The organism is Thioalkalivibrio sp. AKL9, assembly GCF_000377825.1.
In the GTDB taxonomy this organism is placed as follows: Bacteria; Pseudomonadota; Gammaproteobacteria; order Ectothiorhodospirales; family Ectothiorhodospiraceae; genus Thioalkalivibrio; species Thioalkalivibrio versutus.
Genome location: NZ_KB905111.1, coordinates 29,480 through 46,257 on the forward strand (window position 1 = coordinate 29,480; position 16,778 = coordinate 46,257).

A 16,778-nucleotide genomic window follows, 5' to 3' on the forward strand; every position below is an offset into this window, starting at 1 on the left:
CCCGGTCAGAGCCGGAACTGGGCCAGTGCCTGCTGGATCTCCTTCTCTACCTGCTTGAGCTCGTCGGAGGCGGCGCTGACGCGGTCGGCGGTATTGGCCGACTGATCCGCCTCGTCGGAGATCTGCACGATGTTGCGGTTGATGTCCTCGACTACCGTGCTCTGTTCGCGCGAGGCGACCGCGATCTGCTCGGTCATCTCCACGATCGTGGTCACCGACTGGCGGATCTGTTGCAGGGCACCGTTCACCTCGGAGGTGTGCTCCATGGTGGCCTCGGCCTCTTCCTGGCCGTGCTGCATGGCCTTCACCGCGCTGGTGGTGGCGGACTGCAGGCGCGCGATCATGGTCTCGATCTCGTCGGTGGATTCCTGCGTACGGGTCGCCAGTTTGCGTACCTCGTCGGCCACCACCGCGAAGCCGCGGCCGTGTTCACCGGCGCGGGCGGCCTCGATGGCCGCGTTCAGGGCCAGCAGGTTGGTCTGTTCAGCCACGCCACGGATCACCTCGAGGATGGTCCCGATCTGCTTCGAGTCCTCGCCCAGCTTGGCCACGGTGTCGGCCGCCTGTTCGACCGTCCCGAGCAGCGAGGCCATGGACTCGATGTTCTTGCTCATCACCTCGGAGCCGTTGTTCACTGCATTCCCGGCTTCCTGGCCCGCTTGGGAGGTCGCATCGGTGTTGCGGGCGATCTCCTCGGCGCTGCTTTGCAGTTCGTTGATCGCGGTGGCGACGCGGTCGGTCTCGTCGCGCTGGCGCGAAACGGCCTCGCGGGCCTGGTAGGCCTCCTGGTTCAGGTTCTCGGTGGCGCGATTCAGCGTCTCGGTACCGCCGCGGGCATTGCCGATGGCCTGGGCGATCTTGTCGGTGAAGCGGTTGAAGGCCCGGCCCAGCTGTGCGGTTTCGATCAGGCCGTTCTCGTCCAGGCGGCGGCTCAGGTCGCCGTCGCCGTCCGCGATCTCCTCGAGTGCCGCGGTCGAGTGGGCCAGGGCGCGCCGGACCACCAGGATGATGAACACCGCGCCGGCCAAGCCCAGGATCACGCCAATCAGGGCCAGTACGCCCTGGGTGGTCTGGGTCGCGAGCATGTCGGCGGTCAGCGCGGCGGCGCTGCGCTCGGCGCGATGGGTAATCCGCTCGCTGAGTCCCTGCAGGTGGTCACGCGCCTCGATCAGCACGGGCCCGATCTCGGTACGGATCAGGTAGGCGTCTTGCAGTGCCTGTTCACTGCCGTGGATCTCGATCAGGTCATCCAGCGCCGTGTTCTGGGTGTCCAGCGCCCCCTGGAAGTCCTCCAGCGCGATCTGCTGTTCGAAGTCCAGATCGTCGAACTGGTCCATCAGTTGTGCGGTGATGTCGTTGGTGCGGGTCGAGAACAGTCGGACATTCTCGCGGAAGGCATCGTCCCGGAAGGCGATAAAGCCGCGCAGGTTCGAGGTGACCTGCACCACCGACATACGCAGGTCATGCAGGGTGTCGAGACGATCCCAGGACCGCTGGAAGCGCGGGAGCCCCATCTCGGCGCTGATCATCATGTTGGTCTGCTGGGTCATCTCGCGGCTGGCGGGGTTGGCCCGGGCATTGGCGATGCCCAGTGCCGGCATGTTTTCGGCGGCGTTTTCGGCCACCTCGATCAGTCGGTCCTCGAAGCTGGCGAACTGGTTGACCAGCCGGCGGACCTCGGTTGCGCTGGCGGACAGTTCCTCGTCGGCGGCGATCACCGGGTTCTCGTTCAGGGCGCGGGTTGCGCCATCGAGGTCACGCATCGCGTTTTGCCACGCGTCGCGGTGGGACTGCTCCTCGCTCATCAGGTAGAACCCGAGAAACGCAGCGCTCTCCTGCAGCAATTGCTCGACGTCATTGACCCGGGCTACCGCCGGGTAGTCGGCCTGGGTGAGCTGTTCAACCCCTTGGCTGCCCGTACTCATCGCGCGCAGGGCCAGCAGGGAGTTGATGATCAGGATGGCGACCACCAGGCCAAAGCCGGCGATCAGTAGCCCCCGAATGGAGAGTTTGTCCAGCATGCGATGACTCCTTCTGGGCGCCTTGTGTCCGGCGCTTCACGAACCGGCCGCGGCCATTACGACCGCGGACTCGAAAGGTGGTGATTCAACCCCTGTTACGGCCGGCTGCGCTCAGAGTTGAACCGGTTATTCAGGGAGTCGCCGGAGGATAGACGTGCCGGGGCCTAGTCGGATTCCAGCTGTTCCCAGCGCTCGTAGCAGAGGGCCAGTTCTGACTCGACGGCTTCGAGCCGAGTCTGCAGTTCGCGCATGCGGTCACCGTCGCGCAGGGCATCCGGCTCGGTCATGGCCGTGGTCAGGCTTTGCTGTTCCTGTTCCAGGGCCTCGATCTGTGCCGGCAGGGCCTCCAGTTCGCGCGCGGTCTTGTAGGACCGTTTGCGTGGGGTCGCCGGTGCCGGCTCGGGTGCGGGCGCCGCGGGTTTGGCCGCGGGCTCGGCCTTCGCGGTCGCTCCGGACTCGCCCTCCAGCAGGCGCTGGGTGACCCGTTCGGGCAGGTCGGACCAGCCGCCGACGAACTCCTCGACCGCGCCATCGCCCGGCAGGACCAGAGTGGAGGTCGCGACGTTGTCGAGGAACGAGCGGTCGTGACTGACCACGATAACGGTGCCGGTGTACTCGATCAGCAGCTGCTCCAGCAGCTCCAGGGTCTCCACGTCGAGGTCGTTGGTCGGCTCGTCGAGCACCAGCAGGTTCGCCGGGCGCAGGAACAGCTTCGCCAGCAGCAGGCGGTTGCGCTCGCCCCCCGACAGCGCCGATACCGGCTGGCGGGCACGCGCGGGCGGGAACAGGAAGTCTTCCAGATAGGACAGGATGTGGCGGCTCTCGCCGTTGACCATGACCCGGTCGCGACCCTCGCCGACCGCATCCTGAACCGTGGTCGCCTCGTCCAGACGGGCACGGGCCTGGTCGAAGTAGGCGATCTCCAGCTGGGTGCCCAGCTTGACGCTGCCTGCGAGCGGCTCCATCTGGCCCAGGAGTCCGCGCAGCAGGGTGGTCTTTCCGGCCCCGTTGGGTCCGACGATGCCTAGGGCATCCCCGCGCTGCAGCAGCAGGTTCACGTCGCGCACGATGGGCGTGTCGTAGCCGAAATCGGCGTGTTCCGCCTCGATCACCAGGCGTCCGGAGCGTTGCTCCGGACTCAGCTTCATCTTCACCTGGCCGCCGCGTTCGCGGCGTTCGGCACGCTTGCGACGCAATGCCTGGAGTGCCCGCACGCGGCCTTCGTTACGGGTGCGTCGCGCCTTGATGCCCTGGCGCACCCAGACCTCCTCCTGGGCCAGCTTGCGGTCGAACTCCGCGCGCTGGGTGGCTTCCGTTTCCAGCCTTTCGGCCTGGCGCTCGCGGAAGGCCTCGATGGATGGTGGGTGCTCGTACAGATGCCCGCGGTCCAGCTCCAGGATGCGCGTGGCCACGCTCTCCATGAACTGGCGATCATGGCTGATGAACACCACGGTCAGTCCGCTCTCGATCAGGAACTGTTCCAGCCAGCGGATCGCGGCCACGTCCAGGTGGTTGGTGGGCTCGTCGAGCAGCAGCAATTGCGGGCGTTGCACCAGCTCGCGCGCCAGCCACACCCGTCGCTTCAGCCCCCCCGACAGCGCGGCGAACTGCGCCTCGGGATCCAGGCTCAGGTGCGAAATCGTGGTCTCTACCCGGTTCTGCAGGCTCCAGCCGTCGATGGCGTCGAGTTTCGATTGCACCGGACCCATCTTGTCCAGGGCGTCCATGTCACCCGATGCAGCGGCCTGGCTCAGGTGGTGGAAGCGTTCCAGCAACCGGCCGGCCTCGCCGAGGCCCTCGGCGACCACGTCAAAGACCGTCCCTTCGATTCCGGGCGGTAGTTCCTGGGTCAGGTAGGCGGTGGTCAGGCCATCCTGGCGGGTCAGTTCGCCGGAATCGGCCTGGGCCTCGCCGGTGATGACCTTGAGCAGGGTGGACTTGCCCTCGCCGTTGCGCCCGGCGATGGCGACGCGTTCGCCGGGCTCCAGGCTCATGTTGACGCCATCGAGCAGGGAGGCCATGCCGTAGGCCAGGTGGATGTTGCGCAGGGTGAGCAGTGCCATTCGAATTCCGGTCGCGAGCAAGTGTTGTTGCGGGCGCCAAGACTATCACCTTGGCGTGCCGTAGCGCGCACCGTGAGCCCTTTCAGGCTCTCCATTCCGGAGCAGGAATTGCATTCTTTCTACCGCCTTCCGGGAGAGGCTGGCCCTGGTTCGTCGTCGGTGTTTACGGTGGCTTCGTCGGGCCTCCTGCCGCGTTGTGGCAGACCATGGTTCGGCATCTGGTGTTTGCGGTGGCTCCGGTCCGCCGCCTGCCACGCGCTCTCTCGCGAGCGCACCGCGAGGTCCTTTCTTGCTTGCCCAAGAAAGTACCCAAAGAAGGGCACCCGGATTCCGCCCGGGAACCTCGCTCCGGACGCGCTGGGCCGGCGGCGCTGAACTCGCTACGCCTGCGGCTTCGCTCAGACAGCCAGCGCCTTCTTCCGGCCCATCACGCCCTCCGCGAGGGGCTCCATACGGGAGGGGAAGGTCAAAACAGACCGTATCCCGTAGGGTGCGGTTGAGCCCCGCGAAACGCACCATCTCCCACGCCGTGCGAAACCCTGATGCGATTCGCTTCGCTCATTCGCATCCTACGCCCCCGGCGCCCGCCACGCCATGGCCAAAGGCCACGCGTGCCGAAGATGTATGAAGACCTAGCCATCATCCACTGGCAAGAACGCTGGGATAGCCGTTGTTTTGACCTGCCTCCCCGTTGTCGTCGCGCCGAGTGGAGAGGCTTTTCGCGGGATTCAAGGCGCTGGATGTCTGAGCGTAGCGAGTTCAGCGCCGCCCGCAAAAAGCCTCGGAGCGAGGGAAACCCCGGCCCGCGCAGCGGGCCGGGGTCGCGGCAGTCGGGCGTGTTTCTTGGGTACTTCTTTGCACGAGCAAAGAAGTACCTCGCGGTGCGCTCGCGAGAGAGCGCGTGGCAGGCGGCGGACCGGAGCCACCGTAAACACCAGAGGACGAACCCGGACCAGCCACAACCAGGCAGGCGGCTGGGCGAAGGCATGTAAACACCGACGACGAACCGTGGCCAGCCGGCGGAGTCGCCGGAAGAAGGCGGGCGTCAGGCTTCGCCCATGAGCCAGGCGCTCACGGCGCCGGCGAGGCTCATCAGCGCGAGCACGAAGATGGCGACTTCGGTGCCGGCTAGCTGGGCCAGCAGGCCGAACAGGCCGCCGATCAGTAGCAGGCCGCCGATGACGGTGTTGCTGACGGCGGTGAACGCGGCGCGCGTTTCCTGGGTTGCCATGTCGACCAGGTACGTCTTGCGGCCCAGACGCACGCCGGCATGGCTGACCCCGAGCAGGAAGAACAGGGTCGCATAGACCCAGCCGCCAGGAACCAGCGCGTGGTCCGTACCCACTGGAGCCAGCCAAACGCTCAGGGCGACCGCGATGCCGAGGCCGGCTGCAAGGAGTCCCGAGAGGATCAGGACCCAGCGGGCGGAGCGGTCGGACAGCCGGCCCCAGACCGGGGCGCTGACGGCCGAGGCCAGGCCGCTGGCGAGGATCAGCAGGCCCAGGGTGCCCAGATCACCGGCGGTCGCGTCCTCCGCGAGCAGGACGTAGAAGGGCAGTGCCAGGGCCGTGCTCATTAGCAGCGCGCGGGTCAGGACGAAGTGACCGAAGGCGCGGTCGGTCCACAGCAGGCGCATCGACTTGATGGCCTCGGTGACGGCGTTGCCGCCACCCTCGGTGGCACCCGGATCCTCGCGCAGCCGGGTGAAGGTCGCGGCGGCGACCCACCAGGCCCCGGCCGAGGCGGCCAGCAGGGCCACGAACACGCCAATGCCGGCCTCTTCCAGGTTCGCGAGCGTGAGGTAGATGCCCAGCCCCAGGGTGAAGAACCCGGCCAGCGACGCGGCGTAGCCCATCACCGTGCCGCGGCGATGCTTGGCGATGGTCTTGCCCAGCACGTCCTTGGCCGCGACCGAGTTGATCCCGCGCGAAAGCGCAAAGACCACCAGTAGCCCGAGGATGGCCCAGCCGGCGGCTGCACCCTCCAGGGTCAGCGCGACCACGGCCATGCCGGCCACCGCGAGCCCGGAGAGCAGGCTGCCGAGGATCCAGAAGCCCTTGCGGATGGCCCGCCGCCGGATGGCGGCGGCCACGAACAACTGCGGCAGCAGCGAGCCGGACTCGCGGATCGGGACCAGGAAGCCGGCGAAGGCGGCCGGGGCCCCCAGGGCGCCCAAGAGCCAGGCGAGGACCAGGCGGGCCGAGGCCAGCTCGTCGCCGATCTTGCTCAGGGTGTTGGAGACCAGGTGGACGAAAAAGTTGGTCGGCTGGGCGCTGCAGGCGTTTTCCGGAATGTCCTTGCAGACGCGCGCATCCTCGTCCCCGGCGATGGTTTCGTACAGGGAGATCAGCGGGCGCGGCAGCTTGTCCGGGTCATGTTCGGCCATGGAGTCCTTCCGTTGCGTTGCCCCCCGTCATTGCGAGGCGCGCAGTGACACGGCAACCTCCCACCGGAGCCACCGGGACCTGGCGCATTGCCAACTTCGGGAGGTTGCCACGTCGCCTTCGGCTCCTCGCAATGACGGGGGCATCGCCCCAATACGGGGTCTTACCGCCGTCCGGCCAGGGGATCGCTCGGATCGACGCTGTCGCGGAACGGCTTGCGCCGGTCGAGGTTGGTCAGCTGATAAACGTTGCCCAGCCAGTTGTTGATCACCGCCAGGGCGGTGTCATGCCAGGTGTTGTCCAGGCGGTCCAGCAGTAGCGCCTCGGGCAGCGCCGGGATTTCGGTGCAGTGCTCCAGCGCGGCCTCGACCTGCTCGCGATGCTCGCCGAGGATCGCGGCGGCCTGCGGCATCAGGTAGTTCTCCGGTAGCGGCGGGTAGGCGTCGCGTTCGCCCTGGATGTAGCGCACGACCTCGCGCTTGTATTCCTTGAGCAGGCTGATGGAGTCGTACTCCGGGTGGCCCTGGAAGAAGACCATGCGGAAGCCGTCCGGCGAGGCACCCAGGTGGATCCCGGACTGCTCGCTGTCCACCAGTACGCGCAGGCCGTGGCGCTCGAATTGTTCGCGCGAGACATCGTTGTAGCGCGAGTGTGGCACGTCGAAGCGGGTATTCACGCCGGTGACCAGCGGATGCCCACGGTCCACCACCCGGTGCGGGAACACGCCCCACAGCTTCTCGCCCATGTGCACGCGGTGCTCGCCGTAGCGCGCCTGCAGCACGGCGTGAGTGGCGAGGCAGGAGCAAAGCGTCGAGGTCACATTTTCCCACGCCCAGTCCACCACCTCGGCCAGCGGCTCCCAGAACGGCTCCAGTGCCAGGTCCGGCTGGGTCACGTTGGCCCCGGTGATGATCAGCGCGTCGAGACCCTCTTTCTTCAGGTCCTCGAAGTCCTCGTAGTACTGCTTGATGTGATCGCGCCCCTTCGGCCCGCGCTTGAGCTGCGGCAGGGTGAACGGGTGGATATAGAACTGCGCGATCTGGTTGCTCTCGCCGATCAGGCGAAAGAACTGACGTTCGGTCGCCGACAGGGCGGCGTCCGGCATCATGTTCAGCAGCCCGATGTGCAGCGCACGGATCTCCTGCTGCTGCGCGAAGTCGCTGGGCAGCACGGTCTCGCCCTCGCTCCGCAGGCGGGCAAAGGTGGGCAGATCGGAATAGGCGACAAGTGGCATTAGAGGCGTGCCTCCCGTTCCAGGGCCATGCAGACCAGGTCATCGAACTCGCCCGCGTTGCGTACGCGTGCCAGTTCGGTGGTGCTGATCGTGTAGCCGTGGGTCTCGGCGATCGCCTCGTAGCGCGGCAGGCGTGCGCGGAACAGGCGCGAGAAGACCCAGCGCACGAAGGCGTCCGGGTCGATCTGGGCGACGTAGTCCAGCCCCTCGTCGCGCATGTATTCGGCCAGCTGCTGGTCGAGGAAGGCCTCGCGGTAGTACAGCGGTTTGGGGTCGCGCTCTGCGCGTTCGATCAGCTGGCGCTCGTCTTCGTCCGTCGCCTTGATGTACAGGATCAGGGTGTGCTCGGCCAGCGTCTCGAGTACGCCGGGGCTGTCCAGTTCGCAGACCGAGCCGCCGGCGTCGTTGACGAAATGCGGGTAGCCGAACAGCGTTTGTGCCTTGTGGATGAAGTCCGGCACGTCGAGCATCGCCTGCACCTCGGCCTGGTGGTGCAGGGTCTGGCGGCGCTTGAATTCGGTCAGCGGCAGGCCGCCCAGCTCCGGGTTGCCGAGCTTGCCGAGGAAGCTCGCCACCGGGTGCAGGTTGTCCACGGTGATGTTGTTGATGATCTGGATCGAGTCCGAGCGCAACAGGTCGCGCAGGAACGGCACCGCCATCGCCTGGGCCTTGATGTTGTCCAGGATCGGCTCGCTCAGGTAGCGCGTGCCGATGCGGTAGTCCCCCGAATAGTGGAACCAGTCCTCGCGCCGGAGCATGTTGGACAGGCGCGTCTTGCCGACACCGGACATCCCCAGCAGGGTGATGCGGCGGTGCTCCTGGTTGCGGTATTCGTCGGGTGTCAGGCGCATGGGGACTCGATTAGCGTCGCAGGATGAACAGGATACCGGCGATCACCGCCAGGCCGCTGATGACGTAATGGTCGTACTGGAACTGCAGTCCCAGCAGGCCGCGCAGGCCGAACAGGATCAGCCAGACGCCCAATAGAATGTTGCCGAGTATGCGCATCCCTGCGGAATCCTCCGGTTAGCGGATCAGTTGGCTCAGTTCGCGGAACTGCGGATCGGCCGCGTCGCGCAGCCATTCGAACAGCACCGATTCGTGATTGGTAATGATGGCGCCGGCGGCGCGCAGGCGCTCCAGCCCGTTGCGCTTGCGCCCGGCGTCGCGCGAGCAGACCCCGTCCTCGACCACGAACACGGTTACGCCGGCGTCCAGCAACTCCAGCGCCGTCTGGGTCACGCAGATATGCGTCTCCGAACCGGTCAGGATGATCTGGTCGCCGCCTGTCAGGCGCGCGCGCAGGTCATCCTCGGCGCAGCAGGAGAAGGTCGTCTTGTCGGTGACCGTGCCGTAGCCGTCGAGCGCTTGCTGCAGAGTGGCGGTGACTTCGCCCAGGCCCTGCGGATACTGACGCGAGACCTCGATCGGGATATCCAGTTTGCGTGCGGCCTCGATCAGGCGGGCGGTATTGCGCTCGACCTCGTCCCGCGCGTCCGGCATGGCGGCCAGCAGGCGTTCCTGCAGGTCGATCAGGACCAGCCGCGAGCGCGCACGCTCGCAGCGGGCTCGCGAATTGGAAGCGGCAGCGGCCATTACTCCAGCAGGCGGTTGATGGCCTCGAGATCGGTCACGCTCAGGCGGCCGGCGGCGCGCTGCAGGCGCAGCGACTCGCTGAGGAAGCCGTAGCGGGCCTCGGCGTAGTCGCGCTCGGCGCGGAAGACCTCGCGCAGGGCGAGCAGGACGTCCACCTGGGTGCGGGTGCCCACCTCGAAGCCGGCCTCGGCCGCCTCGAACGCGGACTGGGTGGAGGCCAGGGCCTGCTCCAGGGCGCGCACGCGCGAGTTGTTGGAGATCACCGACAGATAAGCGCTGCGGGTGTCCTGGGTCGTGCGGCGTTCAACCAGCGACTGGCCTTCCTGCGCGGCCTGGAAATTCTCGCGCGCCTGACGGGTGAGGGCGCTGACACGACCGCCGGTGTAGAACGGGATCTCCAGCTGGATCCCGACCTGGGCTTCGGTGCCTTCGAAGAACATCGCCCCGCCGGTCGTGCCGGTATCAAGGCCGTGATAGCGGTTCTCGTTGACCGAGGCGTTCATGTTGATGCGCGGCAGGCCCTCGGCGCGCTGGCGCTGGATCTGCTCGCGCGCGCTCTCTGTGCTCAGACGCTGGGCGGCCAGTTCCAGGTTGTTCGCCAGGGCGATATCCACCCAGGCCTGCGGGTCGGCCGGATCCGGCGGGGTCAGCTCGGCGTCGTCGCGCAGCATGTCGAGCTGGTCCCAGTAGGTGTTGGTGATCACCGCGAGCTGTTCGCGGGTCAGGTCCAGCTGGTTCTCGGCGCTGATGCGCTCGGCCTCGGCAAGGTCGCGCTGGGCCTGGGCCTCGGTGACGTCGGTGCGTGCGACCAGGCCGACCTCAAAGCGGCGCTCGGTCTGTTCCAGCTGGCGCTCGATTGCCTCGACCTCGGCCTCGCGAAAGGCCAGGGTCTCCTGTGCGATCAGCACGTCGAAGTAGGCCTGGGAGACGCGCAGGATCAGGTCCTGACGGGCGGAATCCAGTTCCGCCTCGGCGCGGGCGATCTCGAGATCCACCTGCACAAGATCAATGTAGTTGCGGCGGTCGTAGATGCTCTGCGAGAGATTGACGCCAAAGCTGGTCTGGCGACCGTCGAGGCTGCCGGTTTGCGAATCGCGGTCGTCGCGGTAGAACGCGCCGGCCTCGGCCTGCCCGGAGATCTGTGGCAGCAGGGCAGAGCGAGTGATCGGGCGATTTTCCAGCACGCCGCGGTATTCCGCCTCGGCGGTGCGCAGCTCCGCGTCTTCCGTGGCGGCGCGCTCGTAGACCTCCAGGAGGCTCGAGGCGGCGGCGGGGGCCGAGATCACAAGGACCAGCCCGGCGGTGGCGAGAAGCGACGGCAGACGGTTCATGGACGCGACTCCGGAAGGATATTAGGAAAAGCCTATCCTATCAGAGCCGGTTCGGGCATGGGACCTTCACCCCTGGTTGCCCGCGCCTGAAATGGGCCCCTCGGGTGCCGCTCAGAATTCGAAGGCGGGCTTCGGCTCGAATCCAACCAGCGGCTTCACGCGGGTCTCGAACAGCTCCTCGTGGCGGCAGCCGTCCTCGGTGGTGCGGATGATCAGCTGGGCCTCCATGATCGGACCGTCACCGGTAATCACGAACAGTCGCCCGCCCAGGGTCAGGTAGGGCTCGAGGAAGTCGTCATATTCGGTCATGCCGCCGGTCAGGATGATCGCGTCGTAGCGCGGGCGCGGCGGGGTCCAGTCGGGGGTCACCGAGGCGGTGCGCAGTTGCGCGTTCTCGATGCCGAGATCGGTCAGGCGGTTGCGGGCGGCCAGGCGCAGCTCGTCGATGCGCTCGACGCTGTCGACCTGGGCTGCCAGATGGGACAGGCAGGCCGTGACGTAGCCGGAACCGGTGCCGATCTCCAGCACGGTTTCGGTAGGCTGCGGCGACACGGCCTGCAGCAGGCGGCCGATCACGACCGGCGGCAGGGTGTTCTCGTCGTGCCCCAGGGGGATCTCGGAATCGGCGTACGCCAGGGCCTGATAGGGCTCGGGCATGAAACGCTCGCGCGGGAGCGTTTCCATTACGTCCAGTACACGGGTGTCCAGCACGTCCCAGGGGCGGACCTGCTGTTCGACCATGTTGATCCGGGCCTTGGCGTAATCCATCGCGGTTTCCTCAGTGCGCTCGACAGCCGCGAAAGAGTACGTTCACGGGCCGAAACAGGCAAGTAGGAGCCTGCGAGCAGGTTCCTACGCGTCGGGGTGTTCGTCGAGGGCGTCGGCAACGGCGCGAACGCGCTCGCGCTGCAGGGCCTCGCCCAGTGCCTTGCCCTTGTGTCCCTCGGCTATCAGGGCCGCCGGCTGCACGCCTTGCGCGGCCGCCACTGCGCGGCGCACCGCGTCGGCCTGTGGATAGGGCTTGTCTTCCCAGCCGGTGCGGCCGCGGAAGTCCGCCTCCACCGCCAGCAGGAAGGGCTCCACGTTCTCCGGGCGGCGCAGGACGTCCAGGCCGTCGACCAGCTTCATCACGGTCTTCGGGCGCAGCTCGAATACGCGATGCACCAGCCCGTGGTAGCGCGCCACGCGCACCGCCAGGTCGCGGTAGCGGTTGGGTATGCGCAGGCGTTCGGTCAGGGCGCGGATCAGGTCCACCCCGCGTTCCTCGTGCCCGTGATGGCTGGGCAGGATCTCCGGGTCAGTGGTGCCCTTGCCGAGGTCGTGCACCAGCGCGGCGAAACGGACCTCGGGTGCGTCGGAAAGCCGGGTCGCCTGGTCCAGCACCATCAGGGTATGCACGCCGGTGTCGATCTCCGGGTGGTAGCGCTCCGGCTGGGGCACGCCGAACAGCCGCTCGATCTCGGGGAACAGGACGGCGAGCGCCCCGGCCTCGCGCAGCACCTCCAGAAAACGCCGTGGTGCCGGACTCTTCAGGGCCTTCTCGCATTCCGCCCACACGCGTTCGGGTACCAGGGCGTCGACCTCGCCGGAGGTGACGAGCTCGCGCATCAACGTCAGCGTGTCGGGCGCGACCTCGAAGCCCCATGGCGCGAGCTGGGCGGCAAACCGCGCCACGCGCAGCAGGCGCACCGGGTCCTCGGCGAAGGCGGGGGAGACATGCCGCAGTCGGCGCGCCTCCAGGTCGGCCTGGCCGTTGTAGGGGTCGATCAAGCGGCCGTCGGCGTCCTCGGCCATCGCGTTGATGGTGAGATCGCGGCGTTCGAGATCGTCCTCCAAGGTGACCTCGGGCGAGGCATTGAACTGGAAGCCGTGATAGCCGCGTGCGGTCTTGCGCTCGGTGCGCGCCAGCGCGTATTCCTCGTGGGTTTCGGGATGCAGGAAGACCGGGAAGTCGCGCCCGACCGGCCGAAAGCCATTGGACTCCATCGCCTCCGGCGAGCTGCCGACAACGACGTAGTCGCGCTCCGTGAACGGGCGCCCTAGCAGGCGGTCGCGAACCGCACCGCCGACGAGATAGGTCTGCATGGCGGTTACCGGTTCACCCTTCGATCAGCCGCGGCTGGCCCCGCGATTGAGCGTGCGCAGGTGCTGCATGCGGGCCTCGCGCCCCGCGCCCCCACCGCCCAGATAGCTGGGGGCAATGGATTCTAAGCGGGTCGGGCAGGGCAGCTGCTGTTCGCCGTCGCAGACCGAGTCGATGGTCAGCGAGGCGAAGTTGTCGCGCGACAACGGCTTGCCGGGCACGAACTCGAGCACGCTGGCCTGCAGCTTGCCAGCCCAGTCGGGCAGGCCGATTACCGGGCGCCGGTGGCCGGAGACCCGGCCCACATACCGCACCAGGTCGCCCAGGGTGTAGGTCTTCGGGCCGCACAGCTCGAAGCCCTGGCCGAAGGTATCCTGGTCTTCCAGGGCCTCGACGAAGTGCTCGGCCACATCGCCCACGAACACCGGGGCGAAGCGCGCCCGGGCACGCGCCAGCGGCATCACGGGCGAGAATTTCAGCAGCGTCACGAAGCGGTTCAGGAAGGAGTCTTCCGGCCCGAAGATGACGGAGGGACGGAAGACGGTGACCGCCAGGGACTCGCTGGCGAACACGGCCTGCTCGGCCGCACCCTTGCTGCGCAGGTAGTGGCTGGGGGCGTCGTCCATGTCCGCCTTCAGCGCGCTCATCTGCAGGAAGCGGCGCACGCCCTGCGACTCGGCGGCGGCCAGGGCCTTCTCGGTCAGCTCGGTGTGGGCGGCGTGGAAGCCGGCGCCACTGTGGCCACGTTCGTTGAGGATGCCGACCAGGTTGATCACCGCGTCCTGGCCCGCGAACAGGCGTTCCAGGGTGGCGGGATCATGGGCGCTGCCCTCGACCAGGTCGACCTCGGGGTTGACCAGGAGGTCGCGATGGCGGTGCGGGCGGCGCGACAACACGCGGACCTTCAGGCCGCGGTCAATCAGTCGGCGGATGATGTGGTGGCCGACAAAGCCCGTGCCGCCGAGCAGGCAGACATTGCGAATCGAATCGATCGACATGGGGCAAGGTCCTTCCGAAAGCGAATGCGGATCGTCTTATACTCGGGTGACCCGCATTGTTCAAACTAGCAAATAGTGGACCTGTGTTTCCCATGGCCTGTTTCCGGGTCACCAAACCGAGGCGCCGACATGACCGAACTGACCGCGATCAACCCTGCGACCGGCGACATGCTCGCGCGTTATCCCCGCATGGATCGGGACGGGCTGGAGGCCGCCCTGGCACGCGCGGCCAGCGCCGCACCGGACTGGGCGGCACGACCGGTGGCGGAGCGCGCCGCCCGCCTGCACGACCTGGCCGGGGTGCTGCGCGACGCGCGCGAGACCCTGGCGACTACGGCCACCCGCGAGATGGGCAAGCGGCTGGTCGAGGCGCGCGCCGAGGTCGACAAGTGTGCCAACGCCTGTGAGTACTATGCCGAGCACGGCCCGGACTTCCTGCAGGACACCATGGTCGCCTCGGATGCGAGCCGGTCGTTCATCGCCTGGCAGCCGCTGGGGACCGTGCTGCTGGTGATGCCCTGGAACTTTCCCTACTGGCAGGCCTTTCGCCAGGCGATCCCGGCCACGCTGGCCGGCAATACCGTTCTGCTGAAGCACGCCTCCAACGTCCCCGGTTGCGCCGAGCACCTGGAGCAGGTGTTCACGGCGGCCGGTTTTCCCGAGGGCGTGTTCCGCAACCTGCCGGTTGGCTCCGATGCGGTGGAGGGCATCATCTCTGACCGTCGCGTGCAGGGCGTCAGCCTGACCGGCTCCGAAGGCGCCGGCCGCGCGGTGGGGGCTGCGGCCGGCAAGGCCCTGAAGTCCTCGGTGCTGGAACTGGGCGGCTCGGATGCCTTTGTCGTGCTGGCGGATGCCGATCTCGATCACACCGTGGAGCAGGCGGTACGCGGGCGCTTCCAGAACAACGGCGAGACCTGCATCGCCGCCAAGCGCTTCATCGTCGAGGAGGCCATCGCGGATGCCTTCGTCGAGCGCTTCCAGGCGGCCATCGAGGCCCTGGTCATCGGGGATCCGATGGCCGAGGGAACGAACATCGGGCCGCTGGCGCGCGATGATCTGCGTAGCGAGTTGCACGACCAGGTGACCCGCAGCGTGGCGGCCGGCGCCCGCCTGGTGGCGGGTGGCGAGCCCCGCGACGGGGCGGGGTACTTCTACCCGCCCACGCTACTGGATGCCGTGGAACCCGGCATGGCGGCCTTCGACGAGGAGACCTTCGGCCCGGTCGCGGCGGTCACCCGGGCGCGCGGCGCGGATCATGCCATCGAGCTCGCCAACCGCTCGCGCTTCGGCCTGGGTGGCAGCGTCTGGACCGCCGATCCGGTACGTGGCGAGGCCCTGGCTCGGCGTCTGGAATGCGGCTGCGCCTTCGTCAACGGCATCGTCAAGAGCGACCCGCGCCTGCCCTTTGGCGGCGTGAAGGACTCCGGCTACGGCCGCGAACTCTCCGAGCTCGGCATCCGCGAGTTCCAGAACGCCAAGACCATCTGGGTGGGTTGATTCATGCCCGTTGAAGGTTGATCCGCGTCGCCTTGAGTGCATGGGTCTAGTGGGCCGGGGTGGGCCTCGACTTCGCGCGGTAGAGGCCGAGCTCGAGACGGTGGTGGCGGTCGGCGTGATCGCGCTTCTCGAGGATGCGGGCGATCAGGGGCTGGTCCTGGTCCAGTAGCTGGGCGGCCAGGCCGTTGCGGTCGCGAGGCAGATAGCCCAGGTGATGGTCCATCCAGCGCACGGCGACGGCCTGGCCGTCGTGGGTGTTGGTGCGTTCGCGTTCCACGGTCAGGGCCTGGCCGCGCTTGAGGATCTCCCACAGCCGGGGCGCCTCGTGGTGGCGGAAGCCGGCCAGGGGGATGCGGTCCAGCAGTTCTTCGGTGGTGGCGGTGCGGTTGTAGGTGCCGCGCTCGGCGTAGTAGCCGGCGAGCGGCGGGACGGGGCGTGCCTGGCGGTTGTGCGACATGTTCGGACTCCTCGGTGTGGCCTGGGTGTCCGTTGTAGCACCGGGGGTGGCTCACAGGATGAGCCACCCCCGAAATCGGTTCTTATCCGTGTTTCCCTAGGTGTACTGGTGAGCGGCGCGCGCGAGGTCGCTGGCCACGCGCTGGCGCAGGTCGGCGGGCGCCAGCACCTCGACGCCCGGGCCGTGGCGCAGGATCTCCTGGACCAGCTCGGTCGGGTCGGCGTAGGGAATACGGAGGCGATACGCGTCGCCCTCGTATTCGCCGATCTGCTCCGGGTGCCAGATCTCGTCGGCGACCCAGCGGGCATGTTCCGGGGTGAAGCGCAGCACGGCCCATTCCTGTGCGGGACCGGTGAAGATGCCAAAGGCGTCCCCGGTATGAGCATCCAGGGTCGCCTCGTCGATGGAGCGGTAGGCAGACTCCACCGGCTGCACCGAGCGGATGCGCTCAAGGGCGAAGGTGCGCAGGTCCCGGGCCTGCTCGCACCAGGCGATCAGGTACCAGTTGTCGCGGTAGTAGAGCAGGCGCTGCGGGTGCACGACGCGACAACTCGCGGCGTCCCGGGCACGGCCGTGATACTCGATCTCGACGGGGTGCTCGTCCAGGGTCGCAGTGGCCACGGCCTGAAAGCTTTCGCCGCGGCTGCCGCGCTGGGCCAGCGGCTGGATGTGGATGCGGCGGCGCACGGTGTCCGGCTGGTGCCCGCCGCTGGCGAGCAGCTCGCGGATGCGGCCCTTCAGTGGCCCCAGCGTGGGCGCCAGCAACCCGGGCTGCACGTCCTCCAGGAGTTGCTCCATGGTCAGCAGCGCCAGCAGCTCGGATTCGTTGAACCACAGCCCCGGCAGCTCGAACGCCGGGGCATCCTGCGCGTAGCGGTAGCCATTGGCCTGGGCATCGTATTCGATGGGTGCCTGCATGAAGTCGCGCATGTATTCGAGGTCGCGCTTGACGGTCGCGCGCGAGACCTCGAGACGCTCCATCAGGTCTGCCAGCGAGGGCGGCCGCCGCCCCTGCAACAATCGGTGCAGGTGAAAAATACGCTCGGCGCGGTTCACGGGCGGGCCAGGGGTCGATGCATGCCCGGGGACGCTACCCATTCGCCCGGGGCCCCGC

At 67.7% G+C, this 16,778-nt stretch carries 14 protein-coding genes and 1 pseudogene; 1 reads left to right on the forward strand and 14 read right to left on the reverse strand.

Features of this window, described 5'->3' with window-relative positions; genetic code table 11:
* Positions 1-5 precede the first annotated feature (5 nt).
* The 12 genes and pseudogenes from D573_RS0109560 to D573_RS0109610 form a co-directional block, all read right to left on the reverse strand.
* Positions 6-2,021 (reverse strand): methyl-accepting chemotaxis protein, encoded by a 2,016-nt coding sequence (locus D573_RS0109560; protein WP_018938345.1) that lies wholly within the window; start codon positions 2,019-2,021, stop codon positions 6-8.
* 164 nt (positions 2,022-2,185) lie between these two features.
* Positions 2,186-4,084: an ATP-binding cassette domain-containing protein gene (locus D573_RS0109565; protein WP_018938344.1), complete on the reverse strand. Its 1,899-nt coding sequence runs from the start codon at positions 4,082-4,084 to the stop codon at positions 2,186-2,188.
* Between the two features lie 398 nt (positions 4,085-4,482).
* A pseudogene (locus D573_RS14830) lies at positions 4,483-4,727 on the reverse strand (hypothetical protein).
* A gap of 402 nt (positions 4,728-5,129) precedes the next feature.
* Positions 5,130-6,470 (reverse strand): MFS transporter, encoded by a 1,341-nt coding sequence (locus D573_RS0109570; protein ID WP_018938343.1) that lies wholly within the window; start codon positions 6,468-6,470, stop codon positions 5,130-5,132.
* A 161-nt stretch (positions 6,471-6,631) separates the two neighbouring features.
* A complete protein-coding gene (locus D573_RS0109575) occupies positions 6,632-7,702 on the reverse strand; it encodes a homoserine O-succinyltransferase (RefSeq protein ID WP_018938342.1) in 1,071 nt (356 codons plus the stop codon).
* Positions 7,702-8,553, reverse strand: a complete 852-nt coding sequence (locus D573_RS0109580) for a hypothetical protein (RefSeq protein ID WP_018938341.1) — start codon at positions 8,551-8,553, stop codon at positions 7,702-7,704. The genes D573_RS0109575 and D573_RS0109580 overlap by 1 nt, the downstream gene beginning before the upstream one ends.
* A 10-nt stretch (positions 8,554-8,563) precedes the next feature.
* The gene (locus tag D573_RS14695; protein ID WP_018144768.1) at positions 8,564-8,710 is read right to left on the reverse strand and encodes a hypothetical protein; all 147 of its coding nucleotides are present in this window, start codon (positions 8,708-8,710) and stop codon (positions 8,564-8,566) included.
* 18 nt (positions 8,711-8,728) lie between these two features.
* The gene (locus tag D573_RS0109590) at positions 8,729-9,298 is read right to left on the reverse strand and encodes an isochorismatase family protein (protein ID WP_018938340.1); all 570 of its coding nucleotides are present in this window, start codon (positions 9,296-9,298) and stop codon (positions 8,729-8,731) included.
* Entirely contained in the window at positions 9,298-10,629 is a 1,332-nt protein-coding gene (locus D573_RS0109595; protein ID WP_018938339.1) for a TolC family outer membrane protein, read from the reverse strand. Before D573_RS0109595 ends, D573_RS0109590 begins: the two co-directional genes overlap by 1 nt.
* Before the next feature lie 111 nt (positions 10,630-10,740).
* A complete protein-coding gene (locus D573_RS0109600) occupies positions 10,741-11,397 on the reverse strand; it encodes a protein-L-isoaspartate O-methyltransferase (RefSeq protein ID WP_018144765.1) in 657 nt (218 codons plus the stop codon).
* A gap of 84 nt (positions 11,398-11,481) precedes the next feature.
* The gene (locus D573_RS0109605) at positions 11,482-12,714 is read right to left on the reverse strand and encodes a multifunctional CCA addition/repair protein (RefSeq protein WP_018938338.1); all 1,233 of its coding nucleotides are present in this window, start codon (positions 12,712-12,714) and stop codon (positions 11,482-11,484) included.
* Between the two features lie 24 nt (positions 12,715-12,738).
* Positions 12,739-13,710, reverse strand: coding sequence for a complex I NDUFA9 subunit family protein (locus tag D573_RS0109610; protein ID WP_018169242.1), 972 nt, complete (start codon positions 13,708-13,710; stop codon positions 12,739-12,741).
* 129 nt (positions 13,711-13,839) lie between these two features.
* Between D573_RS0109610 and D573_RS0109615 the strand changes: the two genes are divergently transcribed.
* Entirely contained in the window at positions 13,840-15,207 is a 1,368-nt protein-coding gene (locus D573_RS0109615; RefSeq protein WP_018938337.1) for an NAD-dependent succinate-semialdehyde dehydrogenase, read from the forward strand.
* A 46-nt stretch (positions 15,208-15,253) separates the two neighbouring features.
* Here the strand turns inward: D573_RS0109615 and D573_RS0109620 are convergent, their stop codons facing one another.
* Both D573_RS0109620 and D573_RS0109625 read right to left on the reverse strand, forming a co-directional pair.
* Positions 15,254-15,664, reverse strand: coding sequence for an HIRAN domain-containing protein (locus D573_RS0109620; protein WP_018176325.1), 411 nt, complete (start codon positions 15,662-15,664; stop codon positions 15,254-15,256).
* A gap of 96 nt (positions 15,665-15,760) precedes the next feature.
* Positions 15,761-16,720, reverse strand: coding sequence for a YafY family protein (locus tag D573_RS0109625; protein WP_019572085.1), 960 nt, complete (start codon positions 16,718-16,720; stop codon positions 15,761-15,763).
* Positions 16,721-16,778 lie beyond the last annotated feature (58 nt).

What these genes read in the sequence shown, in the direction of transcription:
- D573_RS0109560 (WP_018938345.1), bottom strand. Translation starts at nt 2,021, where the DNA reads ATGCTGGACAAACTCTCCATTCGGGGGCTACTGATCGCCGGCTTTGGC.
- D573_RS0109565 (WP_018938344.1), bottom strand. Translation starts at nt 4,084, where the DNA reads ATGGCACTGCTCACCCTGCGCAACATCCACCTGGCCTACGGCATGGCC.
- D573_RS0109570 (WP_018938343.1), bottom strand. Translation starts at nt 6,470, where the DNA reads ATGGCCGAACATGACCCGGACAAGCTGCCGCGCCCGCTGATCTCCCTG.
- D573_RS0109575 (WP_018938342.1), bottom strand. Translation starts at nt 7,702, where the DNA reads ATGCCACTTGTCGCCTATTCCGATCTGCCCACCTTTGCCCGCCTGCGG.
- D573_RS0109580 (WP_018938341.1), bottom strand. Translation starts at nt 8,553, where the DNA reads ATGCGCCTGACACCCGACGAATACCGCAACCAGGAGCACCGCCGCATC.
- D573_RS14695 (WP_018144768.1), bottom strand. Translation starts at nt 8,710, where the DNA reads ATGCGCATACTCGGCAACATTCTATTGGGCGTCTGGCTGATCCTGTTC.
- D573_RS0109590 (WP_018938340.1), bottom strand. Translation starts at nt 9,298, where the DNA reads ATGGCCGCTGCCGCTTCCAATTCGCGAGCCCGCTGCGAGCGTGCGCGC.
- D573_RS0109595 (WP_018938339.1), bottom strand. Translation starts at nt 10,629, where the DNA reads ATGAACCGTCTGCCGTCGCTTCTCGCCACCGCCGGGCTGGTCCTTGTG.
- D573_RS0109600 (WP_018144765.1), bottom strand. Translation starts at nt 11,397, where the DNA reads ATGGATTACGCCAAGGCCCGGATCAACATGGTCGAACAGCAGGTCCGC.
- D573_RS0109605 (WP_018938338.1), bottom strand. Translation starts at nt 12,714, where the DNA reads ATGCAGACCTATCTCGTCGGCGGTGCGGTTCGCGACCGCCTGCTAGGG.
- D573_RS0109610 (WP_018169242.1), bottom strand. Translation starts at nt 13,710, where the DNA reads ATGTCGATCGATTCGATTCGCAATGTCTGCCTGCTCGGCGGCACGGGC.
- D573_RS0109615 (WP_018938337.1), top strand. Translation starts at nt 13,840, where the DNA reads ATGACCGAACTGACCGCGATCAACCCTGCGACCGGCGACATGCTCGCG.
- D573_RS0109620 (WP_018176325.1), bottom strand. Translation starts at nt 15,664, where the DNA reads ATGTCGCACAACCGCCAGGCACGCCCCGTCCCGCCGCTCGCCGGCTAC.